Origin of the sequence: Actinomycetospora atypica, from assembly GCF_042653685.1 — a bacterium.
Classification (GTDB): Bacteria; Actinomycetota; Actinomycetes; order Mycobacteriales; family Pseudonocardiaceae; genus Actinomycetospora; species Actinomycetospora atypica.
In genome coordinates, this window is record NZ_JBHSIV010000003.1 from 49,739 (window position 1) to 66,200 (window position 16,462).

Genomic DNA, 16,462 nt, shown 5'->3' on the forward strand with positions numbered 1-16,462 from the left:
TCGACCCGTTCTGGGTGAGCCGGCGCGCGCACGTGTTCGACCAGTTCTGTCGCTGACGGTCGACCTCCGTTCCCCGCTCGCGGCCCCCCGGCCCCGGGGAGCGTTCACACCGGCCCGTCACGCGAACACGGCCGACCACGCATCCGAGGCATCGTCATGACCGCGGTCCTGTCCACCCCCTCCTTCCTGCCCCGCACGCTGCACGGCGACCGCCGCCGCTGGCACGACGGGCCGACCCCCGTGAGCCTCGCCGACCTCGGGGCGCTGACCCGCCAGGTCGCCGCCGAGGTCGTCGCCGGCCACCACGACGTGCGGGTCGACGCGGCGAACCGCTGGTCGCGGCGCCTGCACGCCGACCCGCACCTCGACGTCTGGCTGATCAGCTGGGCCACCGAGCAGGCCGCCGAGCTGCACGACCACGGCGGCTCGATCGGCGCCCTCACCGTGGTGAGCGGGGAGCTCACCGAGTGGCGCTGGAGCGCCGGGCACGCCGACGACCACCTCGTCACGGCGGAGGAGCTCGCCGCGGGCGGACCGGGCCTGCGGCGCCGGGCGCTGACCGCGGGCTCGGGCGCGGCCTTCCCGCTCGGGCACGTCCACGACGTCTCGAACCGCCGCGCCGGCGCCGCCGTCAGCGTGCACGCGTACTCCCCGCCGCTGTCGACGATGTCCTACTACGCGGTCGAGCGCGGGACGCTGACCCGCACGCGCTCCGAGCTCGTGGAGTCGGGAGCGTCCCCGGAATGACAGCATCCCGGGAATGACGACGATCGCCGACCTCCTCGCCGCCGCCCGGGCCCGGCTCACCCGGCTGGAACCCGCCGACGCCGCGGCGGTCGTCGAACGGGGCGGGCACCTGGTCGACATCCGCCCCGGCTGGCAGCGGGTGGCCGAGGGCGAGGTGCCCGGGGCGATCGTCATCGAGCGCAACCACCTGGAGTGGCGCCTCGACCCCACCTCCGACGCCCGCGTGCCCGAGGCGACCGACCACGACGTGCCATGGGTGGTGCTGTGCTCGGAGGGCTACACGTCCTCGCTGGCGGCGGCGGCCCTGCAGGACCTCGGGATCCACCGGGCCACCGACGTCGTCGGGGGCTTCCGGGCCTGGAGCGCCGTGGGCCTGCCGACCGCCCCGGGGACGGGCGCGCCGCCGGACTACGCCGGTCCCCACGAGGCCTGACGCGGCGGTCGTCGGGAAGGCATGATTCTCGCCATGCCGGACACGCAGACGTGGATCACCGAACTGACGCCGCTGTCGTTCCTGCGCCGGTCGGCCGGGGTGTACCCGGACAAGACCGCCATCGTCCACGGCGCGCAGCGCTGGACCTACGCGGAGTTCTCCCGCGACGCGCAGCGCCTCGCGCGGGCCCTGCGGGCGAGCGGGGTTCAGCCCGGCGACCGGGTGGCCTGCCTGCTGCCGAACGTCCCGGCGATGCTGCACGCGCACTTCGGTGTCCCGCTGGCCGGCGCGATCCTGGTCGCGGTCAACACGCGCCTGTCGGCCGAGGAGGTCCGCTACATCCTCGACCACTCCGGCGCGACGATGCTGATCGTCGACTCGACGCTGACGGCCGCCGTCGACCCGATCCGCGAGTCGCTGGAGACGGTGCGCGAGATCGTCGTGCACGTCGACCCGGAGGGTCCTGACTCCGGTGACGACGGCTATGCGGAGCTGCTCTCGCGCGGCGACGAGGGCGAGGACCTCTCGTGGGACGTCGACGACGAACGCTCGACCATCACGATCAACTACACCTCGGGCACCACCGGCAAGCCCAAGGGCGTGCAGTACCACCACCGCGGCGCGTACCTGAACTCCTTCGGCGAGATCGTGCACAGCTACCACGACCCGTCGAGCGTCTACCTCTGGACGCTGCCGATGTTCCACTGCAACGGCTGGTGCACCCCGTGGGCGATCACCGCCATCGGCGGCACGCACGTCTGCCTGCGCGAGGTCCGCGGGGACGCGATCTGGGCGCTGATCGGCGAATACCGCGTCACGCACCTCAACGGCGCGCCCACCGTCGTCACGACGATCATGAACGCGGCCGAGGCGGAGAAGCTCGACTACCAGCTGGTGGTCACCACCGCGGGCGCCCCGCCCAGCCCGACGACGATCCTCGAGATGGAGCGCCTCGGGTTCCGGGTGGTCCACGTGTACGGGCTCACCGAGGTCTACGGGCCGTACACGGTCTGCCAGTGGCAGGACGACTGGGCCGGGCTCGATCCGGAGGAGCGCGCCACGCTGCAGGCCCGCCAGGGCGTCGCGATGGTGCAGGCCGACCCGGTGCGCGTGGTCCAGGTGCTCGACGAGGACCTCGACCCGGCCGAGTACCCCACGGTCGACCTCGTCGACGTGCCCGCCGACGGCACGACGATGGGCGAGATCGTCATGCGCGGCAACAACGTGATGAGCGGCTACTACCGCGACGACGACGCGACCGCGAAGGCCTTCGCCGGCGGCTGGTACCACTCCGGTGACCTCGGCGTGATGCACCCCGACGGCTACGTCGAGCTCCGCGACCGCGCGAAGGACATCATCATCTCCGGCGGCGAGAACATCTCGACCGTCGAGGTGGAGCAGGCGGTGCTCTCGTTCCCGGCGGTGCTCGAGGCCGCGGTGGTCGGGGTCCCCGACGAGCAGTGGGGCGAGCGGCCGAAGGCGTTCGTCACCCTGCGGCAGGGGCAGAGCGCGGAGCCGGCGGAGATCATCGAGCACGTGAAGAAGGCGATCGCCCGGTACAAGGCGCCGCGCGAGGTCGAGATCATCGACGAGCTGCCGAAGACCTCGACCGGCAAGATCCAGAAGTTCGAGCTGCGCGCCAAGGGATGATGTGGGGCAAGCCCTCGTGAGCACTTTCCGGGGTCATAGGCCCGGAAAGTGCTCACGAGGCGTAGCCACACCCCGTTGCGGGGAAGGCTCCGTCGACCGTGCACGATGCACCCCACGCGGGACGACAGGAGCGTTGAAGACGTGAGCGAGCAGTTCGCCGAGCAGGCCGACGTGGTCGTCGACAACGACACGAGCGCCCTCGACGCGGAGCCGTCGGTGATCCTCGACGAGGACCGGCTGGGAGCCGACCCGCTCGAGGACGGCATGGACACCGCCGAGGGCTACAGCCGCGACGTGCGCCTGGGCGGCACCGCGGAGTACGAGCAGACCGACACCCTCGACGAGCGCCTCCCGCAGGAGGAGCCCGACGTCGGCGGCACCGAGGAGCCGGGCCGCCCGATCGCGGCGACCCCGGCGATGGAGCTCGACGAGTCCGTGGACGACCCGGAGCACGCGGTCGACGGGGTCGGCGACTTCGGCACCACCGGCGCGCCGGTCGACGACCCGCTCGACCCCGAGGGCGCCGTCGAGGCGGAGCTGCTCACCGAGGCGGGCGGCGAGGTCGAGCTCGGCCTCTCCTCGGCCGAGGGCGCGAACGAGGAGACGGGCCTGCCCGCCGATTCGGCGATCGGCGAGGTCGCCGGCGTCGAGCCCGGCTCGCCCACCGAGGGCGCCGAGCAGCAGGCCCTGCACGTCGAGCAGGAGAGCTGACCCTGAACCGCCTCCTCGCCCTCGACCGCCGCGTCCTCACGGGGATCGCGGCGGTCGTCGTCGTGCTGGTGGTGTTCGCGGCCGGGGCGCTGGCCGGCGGCTGGCGCCCCTTCTCCTCCGAGCCCGCCGTCTACACGTTCGGTCCGGGCGCCGACCTGCCCGCGTTCACCCTGTTCAACGGCCAGTGCGCCACCGGCCGCATGGGGTCGGGCGCCACCTACACCGACTCGAGCAACGCGCCGTGCGGCAACCCGCACGACATCGAGGTCGTCGGGACGTCCACGCCCCTGAACTCGAGCCGCGAGGTCTCCTACCCGGGGGAGTCGTCGCTCGCGGACTTCGGCCGGGCGTTCTGCGTGATGGTCGTGGCCTCCGGCCAGGTCGCGCCCTCGGCGAGCGGCGTCGACAAGTCCGACCTGACCGTCACGGCGATCGTGCCCGGGCAGGCGGCGTTCGACGAGCCGAACGGGACGGCGTCGGGCTCGTCGGGAGGCCGTCTGGTCTCCTGCGTGATCAGCCGCACGGACGGCGAGAAGCTGACGGACCGCTTCTCCGTGATCTGAGGTCTTCCGCCCGGAGGGCGAGCGGAGCGACGGGATTTCCATCCTGTGAAGTTCCCGTTGCCCCGAGCGGGTGTGACGCGCACCATCTCCGGCTATGGCCGACGCCGCTGCCACGCAGCTCAACGACCCCGTCGCCCGCCGCCGCCTCAAACGGCGGGCGGTGGTCGCCTCGACCGTCGGCACGACGATCGAGTGGTACGACTTCTTCCTCTACAACACCGCCGCCGCCCTCGTCTTCGGGCCGCTGTTCTTCAACAACGCCGAGGCGGGCGGGGTGCTCCTCGCGTTCTCGACGCAGTTCGTCGGGTTCGCCGCCCGCCCGCTCGGGGCCGCCATCTTCGGTCACTACGGCGACCGGATCGGCCGGAAGTACTCGCTCGTCGCCACCCTGCTGATCATGGGCGGGGCCACCGTGATCATCGGTCTGCTGCCCACCTACGCGACGATCGGGGTCTGGGCCCCGATCCTGCTGACCGTGCTCCGGATCCTGCAGGGGATCGGGGTCGGCGGGGAGTGGGGCGGCTCGGTGCTCATGTCGATGGAGTGGGGCACCCGCAAGCAGCGCGGCCTCATGGCGGCGTGGCCCCAGGCGGGCGTGCCGATCGGACTCGCGCTCGGCACCTTCGTCGTCTGGGCCTTCGCCGGCCCCGACTTCCTGAACGGCGGCTGGCGCTGGCCGTTCATCGCCTCGATCGTGCTCATCGCGATCGGGCTCGTGGTGCGTCTGACGGTGCTCGAGTCGCCGGCGTTCGCCGCCGTCCGCTCGCGCGGCGCCGTGGCGAAGCTGCCCTTCGTCGACGTCTTCAAGTACCAGTGGCGCGACGTCCTCAAGGCCCTGTTCGTCCGCACCGCCGAGCAGGCGCCGTTCTACCTGTTCACCTCGTTCGTGCTGGTCTACGGCACGCAGCAGCTCAAGCTCGAACGGTCCGACCTGCTGCTCTACCTCATCGTCGCCGGGGCCCTGGGCATCGTCTCGGTGCCGTTCTTCGGGTGGCTCTCCGACGTCATCGGCCGGCGGATCGTCTACGGCGCGGGGGTGGTGCTCACCGGGCTGTACGCCTTCCCCTACTTCGCCCTGCTCGATACGCGGGCGGGCGGGCTGGTGATCCTGGGCATGATCCTCGGACTCGTCTTCCACGACATGATGTACGGCCCGCAGGCGGCGCTGATCTCGGAGTCGTTCGGCACCGGGGTCCGCTACACCGGCGCCGGGCTGGGCTACCAGCTCGCGTCGATCACGGCGGGCGGGCCGGCCCCGCTGATCGCGACGGCGGTGCTCGCGTCCACGGGGGACACCTTCTGGATCTCGATCTACATCATCGGCTGCGCGGTGGTGTCGCTGATCGCCCTCGTCCTCATGCACCCGCGGCCGCCGGACGCCGACGACGAGCACTCCGAGGAGGACGCCGCGGTGCCCGTGGTCCCGGGGGAGGCGGCGCGTAGGTAGGGGGATCATGGGGGGCGATGCCGATCGCCCCCCTCACCCCGGACGCCCTGCTCGACCGGCTCACCGAGGCCGTGCACGCGCTCCCCGTTCCCGACGAGGGGTCGGTGCGGGTCCTCGTCGACGGCGCGGCCGCCGCCCGGCCCGACACCTGGGCCGACGGGCTCGTCGACCGGCTCCGCGCGCTGTCCCGCCCGGTGCTGCGGGTGTCGGCGTGGGACTTCCTGCGCCCGGCGTCGGTGCGCCTCGAGCGGGGCCGCACCGACCCCGACGCCTTCTACGACGACTGGCTCGACGCCGGCGCCCTCGTCCGCGAGGTGCTGGCGCCGGCCCTCGTCGGGAAGCCGGTGCTGCCGCGGCTCTGGGACGTGGCGACCGACCGGGCCGTGCGGGTCGACCGGGTGCCGTTCGGGCCCGGGGGAGTGGTGCTGGTCGACGGGCCGCTCCTGCTCGGGCGCGGGCTGCCGGCGGAGCTCGAGGTGCACGTCGCCATGTCGTCGGCCGCACTCGCCCGGCGCACCCCCGACGACGAGGCGTGGACGCTCCCGGCGTACGCGCGCTATGTCGAGGAGGTCTCGCCGGAGAACCTGGTGCCGTTCGTCGTGCTGGCCGACCACCCCGACCGCCCGGCCCTGCGCACGCCGTGATCGACATCCGTGCGGCAGAGGTGGTCACTCAGCGAGCGCCCTGCCGCGCGGACGTCGATCAAGGGGTCGCAGCCGGAGGAAGATCTCGTTCCACGGCGCGGAGTGGGGCCGGGACCGATCGGTCCGCGCCGCCCGGCGAGATCTTCGGGGGGCCGGATGTCAGCGATGGCACATCGCTGACATCCGACGTCAGCGACGTGCCATCGCTGACACCCCGCACCCCGGGTTGAGCAGCCCGTCGGGGTCGAGCGCGGCCCGGACCCGCCGCATCACCTCGAGCGCCCCCGGGTCGCCGAGCTCGGCCAGCGCCGCCGCCTTCGCCCGGCCCACCCCGTGCTCGCCCGACACCGCCCCGCCGAGCGCCACCCCGGCCGCCAGCACCTCGTGCAGCGTCGCGTGCAGGGCCTCCGGGTCGGGCTGGAACACCGCGAAGTGCACGTTGCCGTCGCCGGCGTGCCCGCAGCCGAGCACCTTCGACCCGTGCGCCGCCCCGATCTCGCGCGAGCGCCCGATGAACGCCGCCATCGCCGACCGCGGCACCACCACGTCGACGATCTCGTCGGCGCCCCGGGCCTTGATGGTCCAGAACGTCAGCTCGCGGGCCTCGACGAGCCGGCGCGCCGAGCCCTCGGGCAGCACGTACACGTCGGGCGCCCCGAGCTCGGTGAGCAGTTCGCCCAGCTCGGCCAGGTCCTCCTCGACCCGCTCGGCCCGCCGCCCCACCAGCTCGACGACGAGGTAGGCGTCGGCCGCGCCCCGGACCTCGTCGGGAATCCCCAGCGACAGGTCGGCCGCGGCGCAGATCGCGTCCATCGTCGGGTCGTCGAGGTACTCGCACAGCGCCGGCGCGAGCCCGCTGCCGACGATCCGGGCGACGGCGGCGGTCGTCGTGGCCAGGTCGCCGAACGGCGCGAGGACGGTGCGCCGCACGGGCATGCGCGGCTGCAGGCGCACGGTGACCTCCGTGACGAGCGCCAACGTCCCCTCCGAGCCGGTCAGCAGCTGGACGACGTCGTAGCCGCTCGACACCTTCGCGAGCCGCCCGCCCGCGCGCACCACCGTCCCGTCGACCAGGACCGCCTCCAGCCCGACGACGTGCGCCCGCGTCACCCCGTAGCGCACCGCGTGCATCCCGCCGGCGTTCGTCGCGACGGTCCCGCCGAGCGACGCCGACTGCTCGCCGGGCCGCACGGGGTAGGTCAGCCCGTGCTCGCGGACGGCCGCGTCGAGCGCCTCCAGCGTGACCCCGGGCCCGACGACCGCCACGTGGTCGACGTCGTCGATCGCGTGGATCGTGTCCATGCGGTCGAAGCACACGACCACCGCGCCCTCGGGCGCCGCCGCCCCGCCCGAGAGGCCGGTGCCCGAGCCGCGCGCGACGACCGGGGTCGCGGCGGCCCGGCACGCCTCGACGATCCCGACGACGTCGGACGTGTCGCCCGGGTGCACGACGAACGCCGGGACGCCGTGCTCGACCGCGAGGGCCTCGTCGTGCGCGAGGTCGAGGGCGGTGTCGCCGTCCGAGACGTGCCCGCCCCCGAGCAGCGCGGCCAGCCGGTCACCGAGGTCACTCATCCTCCGATGGTCGCACCCCCCGGAGCACCATGACCCCGGTGAGCACCGCGGCCCTGCACGACCTCTGGACCCGCCTCGACGCCCCCGGCCCGCCGCCCGCGATGACGTGGCGCGGCCGGTCGACCGGGCTGGCGTCGCCGCTGCCCGTCGAGGCGCTGGCCCTCGGGTCGGTCGGCGCGGCGGTCGCGCTCGCGGGCGGGTCGGAGGTCGACCTCGCCCGCGTCGGCAGCTCCCTCCGCGCCGACCAGCTCCTGCGCGTCGACGGGGAGAACCCCGGCGGCTTCGCGCGGCTGTCCGGCTTCTGGGCCACCACCGACGGATGGCTCCGCACCCACGCCAACTACCCGCACCACCGCGCCCGGCTCCTCGCGGCCCTGGACCTTCCCGACGATGCCGGCCGGGAGGACCTGGCTGCGGCGCTGGCCGGGCGCGGCGCGCTCGAGGTGGAGGAGGCGGTCGTCGGGACCGGGGGGATCGGGGTCGCCGTGCGCGACCGGGCGACGTGGCTCGACACCCCGCAGGGCGCGGCCGTCGCCGCGGAGCCGCTGGTGGACGTGCGCCGGACCGACGTCCCGGTCGATCCGCCGCAGAGACGTCCCCGCGTCCTCGACCTCACCCGCGTCCTCGCCGGCCCCGTCGCCACCCGGACCCTCGCCCTCGCAGGCGCCGACGTCCTGCGCGTCGACCCGCCGGGGATACCGGAGATCGCTGCCCAGCACGTCGACACCGGGCTCGGGAAGCGCACGACGATCCTCGACGCGGCCGACCCGCGGCTGCGCGAGCTGGCCGACGCCGCCGACGTGGTGGTCACCGCCTACCGCCCGGGCGCGCTCGACCGCTTCGGTCTCGGGCCCGACGACCTGCTCGCCCGCCACCCCGGCCTCGTCGTCGTGCGGCTCGACGCGTGGGGCTGGACCGGGCCGTGGGCGGGTCGTCGCGGGTTCGACAGCATCGTGCAGGCGGCCGGCGGGATCGCCGTCGCGTCCAGCACCGGGGAGAGGCCGGGCGCGCTGCCCGCCCAGGCGCTCGACCACGCGACCGGCTACCTCGCGGCCGCCTCCGCGCTGCTGGGCCTGCGCGAGCGGTCGAGCCGCGGGGGGTCGGTGCGCGACCTGGCGCTGGCCCGCACCGCGGAGTGGCTGTGGGCGCACCCGGAGCTGGTCACCGAGGCGCCGCCCGTGGAGCCGGTGCGCCAGACGATGGGCCGGGTCGAGGTGCCGCCGCCGGTGCTCGGGGACGCGTGGGCGGGGCCGGCGCACGAGCTGGGTGCCGACGCTCCGAGGTGGGCGGAGCCCCTGTGAGCACTAATCCGCCTCCAGACACGGATTAGTGCTCACAGGTGTTCACCTCGCCGGGTCGATCGCGACCGGCTCGCGGTGCGCCTCGTGGTGGTTCGCCGTGCGCGGGGTGGCCAGCACGGCCTTCGTGCGCTCGTCGAGGTTCGCCTCGGACAGCAGGCCGCTGCCGGCGAGGACGGTCTCGAGCGCCGTCAGCCAGTGCTCGTAGTAGCTCCACGGCTCCTGGCCCTCGTGGGCCCCGTCGGCCTCCCAACGCCGGATCGAGGCGATGAGCGAGAGCTGGAACTCCGACCACTCGTACTGGCCCGCGTGGTACGCCGCGACGGCCAGGGCGAAGGCCCGGAGCTCCCACGGCTCGCGGAAGGCCTGCTCGGCGTCGGCCGGGCTGCCCGGGGTCTGCGCGATGAGGGTCTCGACCCGGCGGCGGGCGTCGCCGAGCTCGGTCGCCTCGCGGATCGGGGTGCTCATGCGGCCGCCACCGGCCCGACCCCGATCATGGAGTCGCGGGTGACCAACGCCGCGAGCTCCTCTTCGCCCAGGCCGTCGGTGCCGGCGGGGCGCTGGGGGAGCACCCAGTACCGCAGCTCCGAGCTGGAGTCCCAGACGCGGACCTCGGTGCTGTCGGGGACGTCGTAGCCGAACTCCTCGCGGAGCACCTTGCGGGGCTCGCGGACCATCCGGGCGCGGTAGGCCGGCTGCTTGTACCAGTTCGGGGGCAGCCCGAGCACCGGCCACGGGTAGCAGGAGCAGAGGGTGCAGACGATGACGTGGTGGACGTCGTCGGTGTCCTCGACGGCCACCATCTCCTCGCCCTGCAGGCCGCCGATGCCGAACTCGGCGCACGCCGCGGTGGCGTTGTCGAGCAGGCGGGCCTTGAACTCGGGGTCGACCCAGGCCCGCGCGACGACCTTCGCGCCCAGCTGGGGCCCGACCTCCTTCTCGTAGATCTCGGCGACCCGGTCGACCGCCTCGGTCGACATGAGCCCCTTCTCGATCATGATGGCCTCGACGGCCTTCACGCGGGCGGCGACCCGGGCCTGGTGCTCCGCGGTCGCGGCGGCGGCGACGGTGAAGGGCACGGTCATGCGGCACTCTCCTGCGCGGCGGGGACGATGTAGGGCTCCCAGACGTCGAAGGTGACCGAGCCGTTCGGCTCGGCCGCCTCCTCGCCCCAGAGCTCGGTGTTGGTGAACAGCACGCTGTAGACGTGCTCGGGGGCCTCGCCCCGGCCGTTGCCGGCCGCGTCGGGGTAGATCATCTCGCCGTGGGCGAGCACGATCTCGCCGGTCTTCCCGCGGATGTACGAGGCCTTGCGGGTGTGTCCGCGCGGGGCGTCGGCGACGACGGTGACGCGGTCGCCCACGGCGAACCTCGCGACCTTGCCGGTGTCCCGGCTCGCGTTCAGGCCGGTGGCGACGGCGGCGTCGATGAACTCGACGAGGGCCGGGTCCTGGGTGTCGGGCAGCGGGGCGTCCGGGTTGTCGAGGTAGTGCTGCGTGCGCCGCTCGATGTCGTCGGGGTCGAACGCGCCGGCCCGGACGCCGTAGTGCTCGACGGCGTGCAGCCAGTGCTCGTAGTAGGCCGAGGTCAGGTACTCGACGGGCTCCATCTGCTCCATCGCGGAGCGGAACTCGTCGAGCCCGAAGTGCCCGGCCCGGAAGGCCAGCGGGAACATCGCGTGGGCGGCCTTCTCCCACTCGGCCTTCCACACCGGCTCGGCGCCGGGCGGGGGCGGGTCGACGGCGCCGAGCCCGTCCTTGCCGCCGAGATCGTGGATGCCGTTCATGGAACCTCCGGGGATCGGGCCGAGGGGGAGGGCGCTCAGGCGGCGGCGGTCGCCGCGGCGGGGGCGGGGAAGCCGCCGACGGCCTGCTCGTAGGCGTGCGCGGCGCGCAGCACGGTGGCGTCGTCGAACTGGCGGCCGACGATCGACATGCCGACCGGCACCCCGTCGACGAGCCCGGCCGGCACCGAGCAGACCGGGTGCCCGGTGACGTCGAACGGGCTGGTGTTGGCGAGCATCTCCAGCGCCCGCCCGAGCCGCTCGACGACGGGCGCGTCGCGGCCGGGGCGCACGCTGGCCCGCATCGCCATCGTCGGGAGCACGAGCAGGTCGACCTCGGCGAACCGGGCGTCGTAGGCGGCGGCCAACTTCGGGGCGAGGTTGCGGGCCATCGCGTAGTGCCGGCCGTGGGTGGTGTTCAGCCCGTACTTCCCGGCCAGCAGGACGAGCTTGACGGTGTCGGGGAACCGGGCGCCGTCCTCGGACCAGCGCCGCCCGTACTGCTCCATGAGCTCCGGGTCGTAGAGGCCCTTCCAGTTCAGGCCGTACCCGGAGTTCTCGATCATCTGCGAGGCGGCGCCCTCGGTGGCGATGACGTCCCAGATCTTCGAGCCGTGCAGGTGCCAGGGCACCGACACCTCGCGCACGTCCATCCCCGCGTCGGCGAGCCCGCTGACGGCGGCGCGCACGGCGTCGTCGACCTCGGGCTCGGACTCGGGGAGACCGAAGCCCTCGCGGAGCACGCCGACCCGCAGCCCGGCCGCGTCCCGGGAGAGCGCGCCGAGGTAGTCGTCGGCCGCGATGCCGGTGGGCTGGCGGGGATCGTGCCCGTCGGCCCCGGCGATCACCGAGAGCATGAGGGCGGCGTCGGTGACGGTCCGCGTGATGGGGCCGAGGTGGTCGATGCTGGCCTCGATGGGGAACGCCCCGGTGTAGGGCACCAGGCCCCACGTCGGCTTGTGCCCGACGAGGCCGCAGTTCGCGGCGGGCATCCGGATCGACCCGCCCTGGTCGCCGCCGGTGGCCATGTCGACGATGCCGCCCGCGACGAGGGCCGCGCTGCCGCCCGACGATCCGCCGGCGCTGCGCGTCGCGTCCCAGGGGTTCTCCACGTCGCCGGTGTTGGCGGTGATCGAGGCCCCGGAGAAGCACAGGTCCTCGCACACGGCCTTGCCGGCGATCGTCGCGCCCGCGTCGAGCAGCCGCCGGACGATCGTCGCGTCGGTGCTCGGGACGTACCCGTCGAAGGTGTCCGAGCCGTTGGTCATCGGGACGCCCGCGACCGCGGTGTTGTCCTTGACCGCCACGGTGCGCCCGGCGAGCGGCCCGTCGGAGGCCTCGGTGATCGAGGTCGTCACGTACCAGGCGTTGTAGGGGTTCTCCGCGCCCTCGGGCCGGGTCCATGCCCGCTCCGGGGCCTGCGGGGCCTCGGCGGCGTAGAGCTCCTCCACGGCGTCCCACGACCCGAGCAGGCCCGCGACGGCCGGGGCGAACTCGTCGACCGCGGCGTCGGAGAGCCCGAGGCCGTAGCCGGCCGCGACCGCGGCGAGGTCGTCGTGCTCGGGGGGAGGCAACGGCATGGTTCGGGCTCCTCGCTCGGGGTGTCCACGGTCACGTCCGCGACCGGTGCGGGGAACGCTAGGAAGACCGCCCGGACATGTCAATGATCACCGACGTATCAACATGTTTCGATCTTGTGTCCCTCCCCGCCCTTCCGACGACGACTGTCGACATGACCAGGCTTCGGCGCCTAGCGTCCTGCGCGGCCCGGCGCACGGGGCCGGGCGGAGGGAGACGGCGTGACGGTGGCGACGGCGACGACGGCGGCGACGGGCTGGTCCCGGGCGGAGCGGTGGCGGCTCTCCGGGGTGGTCGGGGTGATCGCCCTGCTGCACCTCGTGGGCTGGTCGCTCTTCCTCGCGCTCGCTGCCGGGCCGCTCGGCGCGGGACTGTTCGCGGGGGCCGGGCTGCTCGCCTACGTGCTCGGCATCCGGCACGCCTTCGACGCCGACCACATCGCCGCCATCGACGACACCACCCGGCTGATGGTGCAGCGGGGCCGGCGCCCGGTCGGGGTCGGCTTCTTCTTCGCGATGGGCCACTCCTCCGTGGTCGTCGTGCTCTCGCTGGTGGTGGCCCTCGTCGCGGGGGCCGCGGCGTCGGCGCAGTTCGACGAGTTCCGGGTGGTCGGCGGAGCGGTGTCGACCGTGGTGGCCATGCTGTTCCTGGCCCTGGTCGCCGCCCTCAACGCGACCGTGCTGGTCGGCATCGTCGGGCTCTGGCGGGACATGCGCCGGGGCCGGCTGGACGAGGCCGAGATGGAGCGCCGCCTGCTCGGGCGCGGCCTGGTCAACCGGCTCCTCGGGGGCCGCGCCCAGGTCTGGATCCGGCACTCGTGGCACATGTTCCCGCTCGGCGTGCTGTTCGGGCTCGGGCTCGAGACCGCCTCCGAGGTCACGCTCCTGACCCTCTCGGCGACGACCGCCGCGGGCGCCGGGGCGACCGCGGGCGCGCCGTCCCTGCTCGCCGCCCTGACGCTCCCGCTGCTGTTCGCGGCCGGGATGAGCGCCTTCGACACCGCGGACGGGCTGCTCATGTCCGTGGCCTACTCGTGGTCGAACCGCCGCCCGGCGCGCCGGCTCTTCTACAACATCGCGACCACCGCCGCGACGGTCCTCGTGGCCGCCTTCGTGGCCGCGGTGTACCTCGCCGGCGTGCTCTCCGAGCACCTCGGGCTCACCGCCCTCGCGGGCTTCGCCGGGCTGGCCGAGGACTTCGAGACGCTCGGCTACGTCGTCGTCGGGATCTTCGTGGTGGTCTGGGGCGGCGCCGCGCTCGTCTGGCGGGTCGGCGGGCTCGACCGCCGCTACGACGTCTCGCCCACCACCGCGAACCCCGAGTCCGAGACCTCCGCGACGTAGAGCCGGGGCCGGACCAGGGTCCGCGCCCCGATCACGTCCCGACGACCTCCCTGGCTCCCGCGCAGGGCGCGGGCCTGGAGCGCGGCGGAGGAGTCCGGGTCGGCGTGCAGGACCCGGGCGTACTGGTGGATCGCCTCGTAGACCGTCTCGGAGAGCGCGGTGACCGCCGGGGCCCACACCCCGTAGGCGTCCCGGTAGCGGCGCTGCAGGTCCGCGTTGCCGGGGGTCGGCGCGTCCTGGAAGTAGCCGAGGGCCGTGCGCAGCCCGCGCGCCGCGGCCGGCCCGATGTGGGCGACCGTGGACTCCTCGAGGACCAGCGAGACGGTCCGCGTGGTCTCCCGCAGGCCCGCCGCGAAGCTCTGCCGCTCGAACGCCACCTCGTCGGCGCCGACCAGTGAGCTCAGCACGAGGTCGGCCCCCGAGCGGCGGATCCGCTCGATCACGGCCCCGAAGTCGCTGGTCCCCAGCGGCGCGAGCGCCTCGCCCACCACCTGCCCGCCGGCCCGGTCGACCGCCCGCCGCGCGGCCCCGTGCGCCCCGTGGGACCAGACGTAGTCCTGCCCGACGAGGAACCAGTGCCGCGACCCGTCCGCCATGGCGGGGGCCACGAGGGCGTCGAGCTGGGCGCCCGGGCGCTCCCCGAAGCGGACCACGGTGCGGCCGGCGCCCCCACCCTCGTTGATCACGGTGTGCACGACGAGGACCCCGCGGCCGTCGAGTCGTCGCCGCACCGCCTCGAAGGCGTCGGAGGTGCTGTTGACGAACACCGCCCGGCACCCCAGCCGGACCATGCGGTCGGCCTCGTCCGCGGCCCGGGCGGCCTCGGTCCCGTCGTCGGCGCTGATGAGGCGCACCGGGCGTCCGCCCACCCCGCCGTCCGCGTTGATCTCGGCGACCGCGAGCTCGGCCATGAGCTCCGCGGACATCGAGTAGACCGCCCCCGGGCCCGACGCCGTCGTGATCGCGCCGAGGCGCACCGCGCCGTCGTCGACGGGCTCGGGCAGGGGGAGCCCGCGCCGGTGCAGCAGCCACTCCACGCCCGCGCGGGGCACCCGCGCCCGGACCTGCACCCGCGTCCCCCGGGGCCCGTCGGGCGCGAAGCGCAGCCCGATCCGGCCGCGCCACGGCTGGGTGTGCTCGATGTCGATGGCGGCGTCCGGGACCACGGAGCCGAGCCGCCCCAGGACCTCGACGGTGTGCCCGCCCCGGTCGTCGAGGGGCAGCCGCATGCTCACTGCGGCACCGGGCCGCATCTCGTCGCACCGGGCCCCGAACAACCAGCCCGCCCCGCGCGACGTGCCGAACACCGCGAAGAGCTCCCACGGGGCGAGCGCGACCGTGCGACTGACGGCCACCGTGGTGCAGTCCATCGTCGTCCTCGGGCCGGGGGGTCAGCCGATCCGGCGCCGGTCGGCCGGGTCGTCGCCGCCCTCGACGGCGGCCGGCCGGACCGTGCCGACGTCGTCGACGGCCTGTCCCAGGATCGACTGCAGGTAGACGAAAGCGTCCCGCACGGCCCCGTCGAGGTCGAGGGAGTAGTAGCGGTGACGTCCTTCGCGCCGCTCGTGCACCAGACCGGAGGTGCGCAGGACGCGCAGGTGGCTCGAGACGGTCGTCCGGCCGACGGCGTCGACCTGCGCCGCGAGGTCGCCCACGGTCAACTCGCCCTGCTCCCCGAGGACGCTCAGGATGCGGCGCCGGACCCGGTCGGACAGGGCGTCGAACGCGAGGTTCTCGTTCGGCTCCACGCCCGCAAGCTAGCACGCGTCGACGACGGTCGACACGTCATGCGCGGGACGCCCGCCGAGGTCACCGGATAGCGTGGCCGGTCATGGTGGTCCGCAACGCCCCGGTGATCTCCCAGCAGATCCACGACGACGTCGAGCCGGTCCGCGTCGAGGTCGTCGGCTCGGTCGACGTCACCCCGCGCATGCGCCGTGTGCGGTTCGCCGGCGACGTCGCCGCCCTCCCCGCCGAGGGCCCCACCGACCACGCCAAGATCTTCTTCCCGACGATGCCCGGGACCGAGCCGGAGCGTCCGGAGATCGGTCCGCGCGGCCTCCTGGCCCCGCCGCCCGGCCGGTCGCGGCCCTTCCGCGAGTACACGCTGCGCTCGGTGGCCGACGGCGTGGTCGAGGTCGACTTCGTGCGGCACGGGTCGGGGCTCGCCGGCTCGTGGGTGGAGGACCCGGCCGGGGCGCTCTGGCTCTACGGCCCGCGCTCGTCGCTGGTCGCCGACCCCCGCGACTGGTATCTCCTCGGCGGCGACGAGACCGCCCTGCCGGCCCTGACCCGCTGGCTCGCCCGTCTCCCCGCGACCGCCGCCGCCACGGTGTTCGTCGAGGTCGCCGACGCCGCCGAGGAGCAGGAACTGCCCTCGCCCGCCGCGGTCGACGTCCACTGGCTGCACCGCGACGGCGCCGAGCCGGGCACGACGACGCTGCTCGGCGACGCCGTCGAGGCCTGGTCCCGGCCCGAGGGGGAGGGGCTCGTGTGGATGGGGGCCGAGGCCTCGGCCCTGCGGCCCGTCCGGCGTCGGCTGCGCGACCTGCTGCCCACCGAGTGGATCGACCTCGACGGCTACTGGCGCCGCGGCGTGGAGGGCACCGGCCTCGGCTGAGTCCCGCGACCGCCGGCCCGTCGCACCGTCGAGGCGTTGCGCGACGCACACAGCCAGGTCGAGCCGCGCT

The 16,462-nt window shown here is 74.4% G+C and carries 17 protein-coding genes; 10 read left to right on the top strand and 7 right to left on the bottom strand.

The window, feature by feature from the left end; translation table 11 throughout:
- Positions 1 to 156: 156 nt before the first annotated feature.
- The 7 genes from ACFPBZ_RS03445 to ACFPBZ_RS03475 all read left to right on the top strand — a co-directional run bounded on the left by ACFPBZ_RS03445 (position 157) and on the right by ACFPBZ_RS03475 (position 6,195).
- Complete coding sequence (locus ACFPBZ_RS03445) at positions 157 to 747, top strand: cysteine dioxygenase (protein WP_378034601.1); 591 nt, start codon at positions 157 to 159, stop codon at positions 745 to 747.
- A gap of 13 nt (positions 748 to 760) precedes the next feature.
- Positions 761 to 1,180: a rhodanese-like domain-containing protein gene (locus tag ACFPBZ_RS03450; protein WP_378034602.1), complete on the top strand. Its 420-nt coding sequence runs from the start codon at positions 761 to 763 to the stop codon at positions 1,178 to 1,180.
- Between the two features lie 33 nt (positions 1,181 to 1,213).
- A complete protein-coding gene (locus ACFPBZ_RS03455) occupies positions 1,214 to 2,830 on the top strand; it encodes an acyl--CoA ligase family protein (RefSeq protein WP_378034603.1) in 1,617 nt (538 codons plus the stop codon).
- Between the two features lie 141 nt (positions 2,831 to 2,971).
- A complete protein-coding gene (locus ACFPBZ_RS03460; RefSeq protein ID WP_378034604.1) occupies positions 2,972 to 3,541 on the top strand; it encodes a hypothetical protein in 570 nt (189 codons plus the stop codon).
- A gap of 62 nt (positions 3,542 to 3,603) precedes the next feature.
- Entirely contained in the window at positions 3,604 to 4,104 is a 501-nt protein-coding gene (locus tag ACFPBZ_RS03465) for a hypothetical protein (RefSeq protein WP_378034605.1), read from the top strand.
- 94 nt (positions 4,105 to 4,198) lie between these two features.
- Entirely contained in the window at positions 4,199 to 5,551 is a 1,353-nt protein-coding gene (locus tag ACFPBZ_RS03470) for an MFS transporter (RefSeq protein ID WP_378034606.1), read from the top strand.
- 17 nt (positions 5,552 to 5,568) lie between these two features.
- Positions 5,569 to 6,195, top strand: coding sequence for a nucleoside/nucleotide kinase family protein (locus tag ACFPBZ_RS03475; protein ID WP_378034607.1), 627 nt, complete (start codon positions 5,569 to 5,571; stop codon positions 6,193 to 6,195).
- A 189-nt stretch (positions 6,196 to 6,384) separates the two neighbouring features.
- Here ACFPBZ_RS03475 and ACFPBZ_RS03480 read toward each other — a convergent pair whose 3' ends face one another.
- On the bottom strand, positions 6,385 to 7,770 hold the full coding sequence (locus ACFPBZ_RS03480) for an FAD-binding oxidoreductase (protein ID WP_378034608.1): 1,386 nt from the start codon (positions 7,768 to 7,770) through the stop codon (positions 6,385 to 6,387).
- A gap of 29 nt (positions 7,771 to 7,799) precedes the next feature.
- Here ACFPBZ_RS03480 and ACFPBZ_RS03485 point away from each other — a divergent pair, with 29 nt between their 5' ends.
- Positions 7,800 to 9,071, top strand: a complete 1,272-nt coding sequence (locus ACFPBZ_RS03485) for a CoA transferase (RefSeq protein WP_378034609.1) — start codon at positions 7,800 to 7,802, stop codon at positions 9,069 to 9,071.
- Between the two features lie 42 nt (positions 9,072 to 9,113).
- Here ACFPBZ_RS03485 and ACFPBZ_RS03490 read toward each other — a convergent pair whose 3' ends face one another.
- From ACFPBZ_RS03490 to ACFPBZ_RS03505, 4 genes are read right to left on the bottom strand one after another with little or no spacing between them, the layout of a single operon-like run.
- Entirely contained in the window at positions 9,114 to 9,536 is a 423-nt protein-coding gene (locus ACFPBZ_RS03490) for a nitrile hydratase accessory protein (RefSeq protein ID WP_378034610.1), read from the bottom strand.
- Positions 9,533 to 10,153 carry a nitrile hydratase subunit alpha gene (nthA, locus tag ACFPBZ_RS03495; protein WP_378034611.1) on the bottom strand — a complete coding sequence of 207 codons (621 nt, stop codon included), beginning with the start codon at positions 10,151 to 10,153 and terminating at the stop codon, positions 9,533 to 9,535. Before nthA ends, ACFPBZ_RS03490 begins: the two co-directional genes overlap by 4 nt.
- Positions 10,150 to 10,854: a nitrile hydratase subunit beta gene (gene nthB / locus ACFPBZ_RS03500; protein WP_378034612.1), complete on the bottom strand. Its 705-nt coding sequence runs from the start codon at positions 10,852 to 10,854 to the stop codon at positions 10,150 to 10,152. Before nthB ends, nthA begins: the two co-directional genes overlap by 4 nt.
- A gap of 35 nt (positions 10,855 to 10,889) precedes the next feature.
- On the bottom strand, positions 10,890 to 12,431 hold the full coding sequence (locus tag ACFPBZ_RS03505; RefSeq protein WP_378034613.1) for an amidase: 1,542 nt from the start codon (positions 12,429 to 12,431) through the stop codon (positions 10,890 to 10,892).
- A 219-nt stretch (positions 12,432 to 12,650) separates the two neighbouring features.
- Between ACFPBZ_RS03505 and ACFPBZ_RS03510 the strand changes: the two genes are divergently transcribed.
- Positions 12,651 to 13,772 carry a HoxN/HupN/NixA family nickel/cobalt transporter gene (locus ACFPBZ_RS03510; RefSeq protein ID WP_378034614.1) on the top strand — a complete coding sequence of 374 codons (1,122 nt, stop codon included), beginning with the start codon at positions 12,651 to 12,653 and terminating at the stop codon, positions 13,770 to 13,772.
- Here the strand turns inward: ACFPBZ_RS03510 and ACFPBZ_RS03515 are convergent.
- Both ACFPBZ_RS03515 and ACFPBZ_RS03520 read right to left on the bottom strand, forming a co-directional pair.
- Positions 13,718 to 15,142, bottom strand: a complete 1,425-nt coding sequence (locus tag ACFPBZ_RS03515) for an ABC transporter substrate-binding protein (RefSeq protein ID WP_378034615.1) — start codon at positions 15,140 to 15,142, stop codon at positions 13,718 to 13,720. The genes ACFPBZ_RS03510 and ACFPBZ_RS03515 overlap by 55 nt on opposite strands.
- A gap of 21 nt (positions 15,143 to 15,163) precedes the next feature.
- Complete coding sequence (locus ACFPBZ_RS03520) at positions 15,164 to 15,520, bottom strand: ArsR/SmtB family transcription factor (RefSeq protein WP_378034616.1); 357 nt, start codon at positions 15,518 to 15,520, stop codon at positions 15,164 to 15,166.
- A gap of 83 nt (positions 15,521 to 15,603) precedes the next feature.
- Here ACFPBZ_RS03520 and ACFPBZ_RS03525 point away from each other — a divergent pair, with 83 nt between their 5' ends.
- Entirely contained in the window at positions 15,604 to 16,392 is a 789-nt protein-coding gene (locus ACFPBZ_RS03525) for a siderophore-interacting protein (protein WP_378034617.1), read from the top strand.
- Positions 16,393 to 16,462 lie beyond the last annotated feature (70 nt).

Coding starts and splice junctions, on each gene's coding strand:
- ACFPBZ_RS03455 (WP_378034603.1), top strand. CDS start 1,214: ATGCCGGACACGCAGACGTGGATCACCGAACTGACGCCGCTGTCGTTC.
- ACFPBZ_RS03450 (WP_378034602.1), top strand. CDS start 761: ATGACGACGATCGCCGACCTCCTCGCCGCCGCCCGGGCCCGGCTCACC.
- nthA (WP_378034611.1), bottom strand. CDS start 10,153: ATGACCGTGCCCTTCACCGTCGCCGCCGCCGCGACCGCGGAGCACCAG.
- ACFPBZ_RS03505 (WP_378034613.1), bottom strand. CDS start 12,431: ATGCCGTTGCCTCCCCCCGAGCACGACGACCTCGCCGCGGTCGCGGCC.
- ACFPBZ_RS03445 (WP_378034601.1), top strand. CDS start 157: ATGACCGCGGTCCTGTCCACCCCCTCCTTCCTGCCCCGCACGCTGCAC.
- ACFPBZ_RS03475 (WP_378034607.1), top strand. CDS start 5,569: ATGCCGATCGCCCCCCTCACCCCGGACGCCCTGCTCGACCGGCTCACC.
- ACFPBZ_RS03480 (WP_378034608.1), bottom strand. CDS start 7,770: ATGAGTGACCTCGGTGACCGGCTGGCCGCGCTGCTCGGGGGCGGGCAC.
- ACFPBZ_RS03485 (WP_378034609.1), top strand. CDS start 7,800: ATGACCCCGGTGAGCACCGCGGCCCTGCACGACCTCTGGACCCGCCTC.
- ACFPBZ_RS03525 (WP_378034617.1), top strand. CDS start 15,604: ATGGTGGTCCGCAACGCCCCGGTGATCTCCCAGCAGATCCACGACGAC.
- nthB (WP_378034612.1), bottom strand. CDS start 10,854: ATGAACGGCATCCACGATCTCGGCGGCAAGGACGGGCTCGGCGCCGTC.
- ACFPBZ_RS03470 (WP_378034606.1), top strand. CDS start 4,199: ATGGCCGACGCCGCTGCCACGCAGCTCAACGACCCCGTCGCCCGCCGC.
- ACFPBZ_RS03515 (WP_378034615.1), bottom strand. CDS start 15,142: ATGGACTGCACCACGGTGGCCGTCAGTCGCACGGTCGCGCTCGCCCCG.
- ACFPBZ_RS03490 (WP_378034610.1), bottom strand. CDS start 9,536: ATGAGCACCCCGATCCGCGAGGCGACCGAGCTCGGCGACGCCCGCCGC.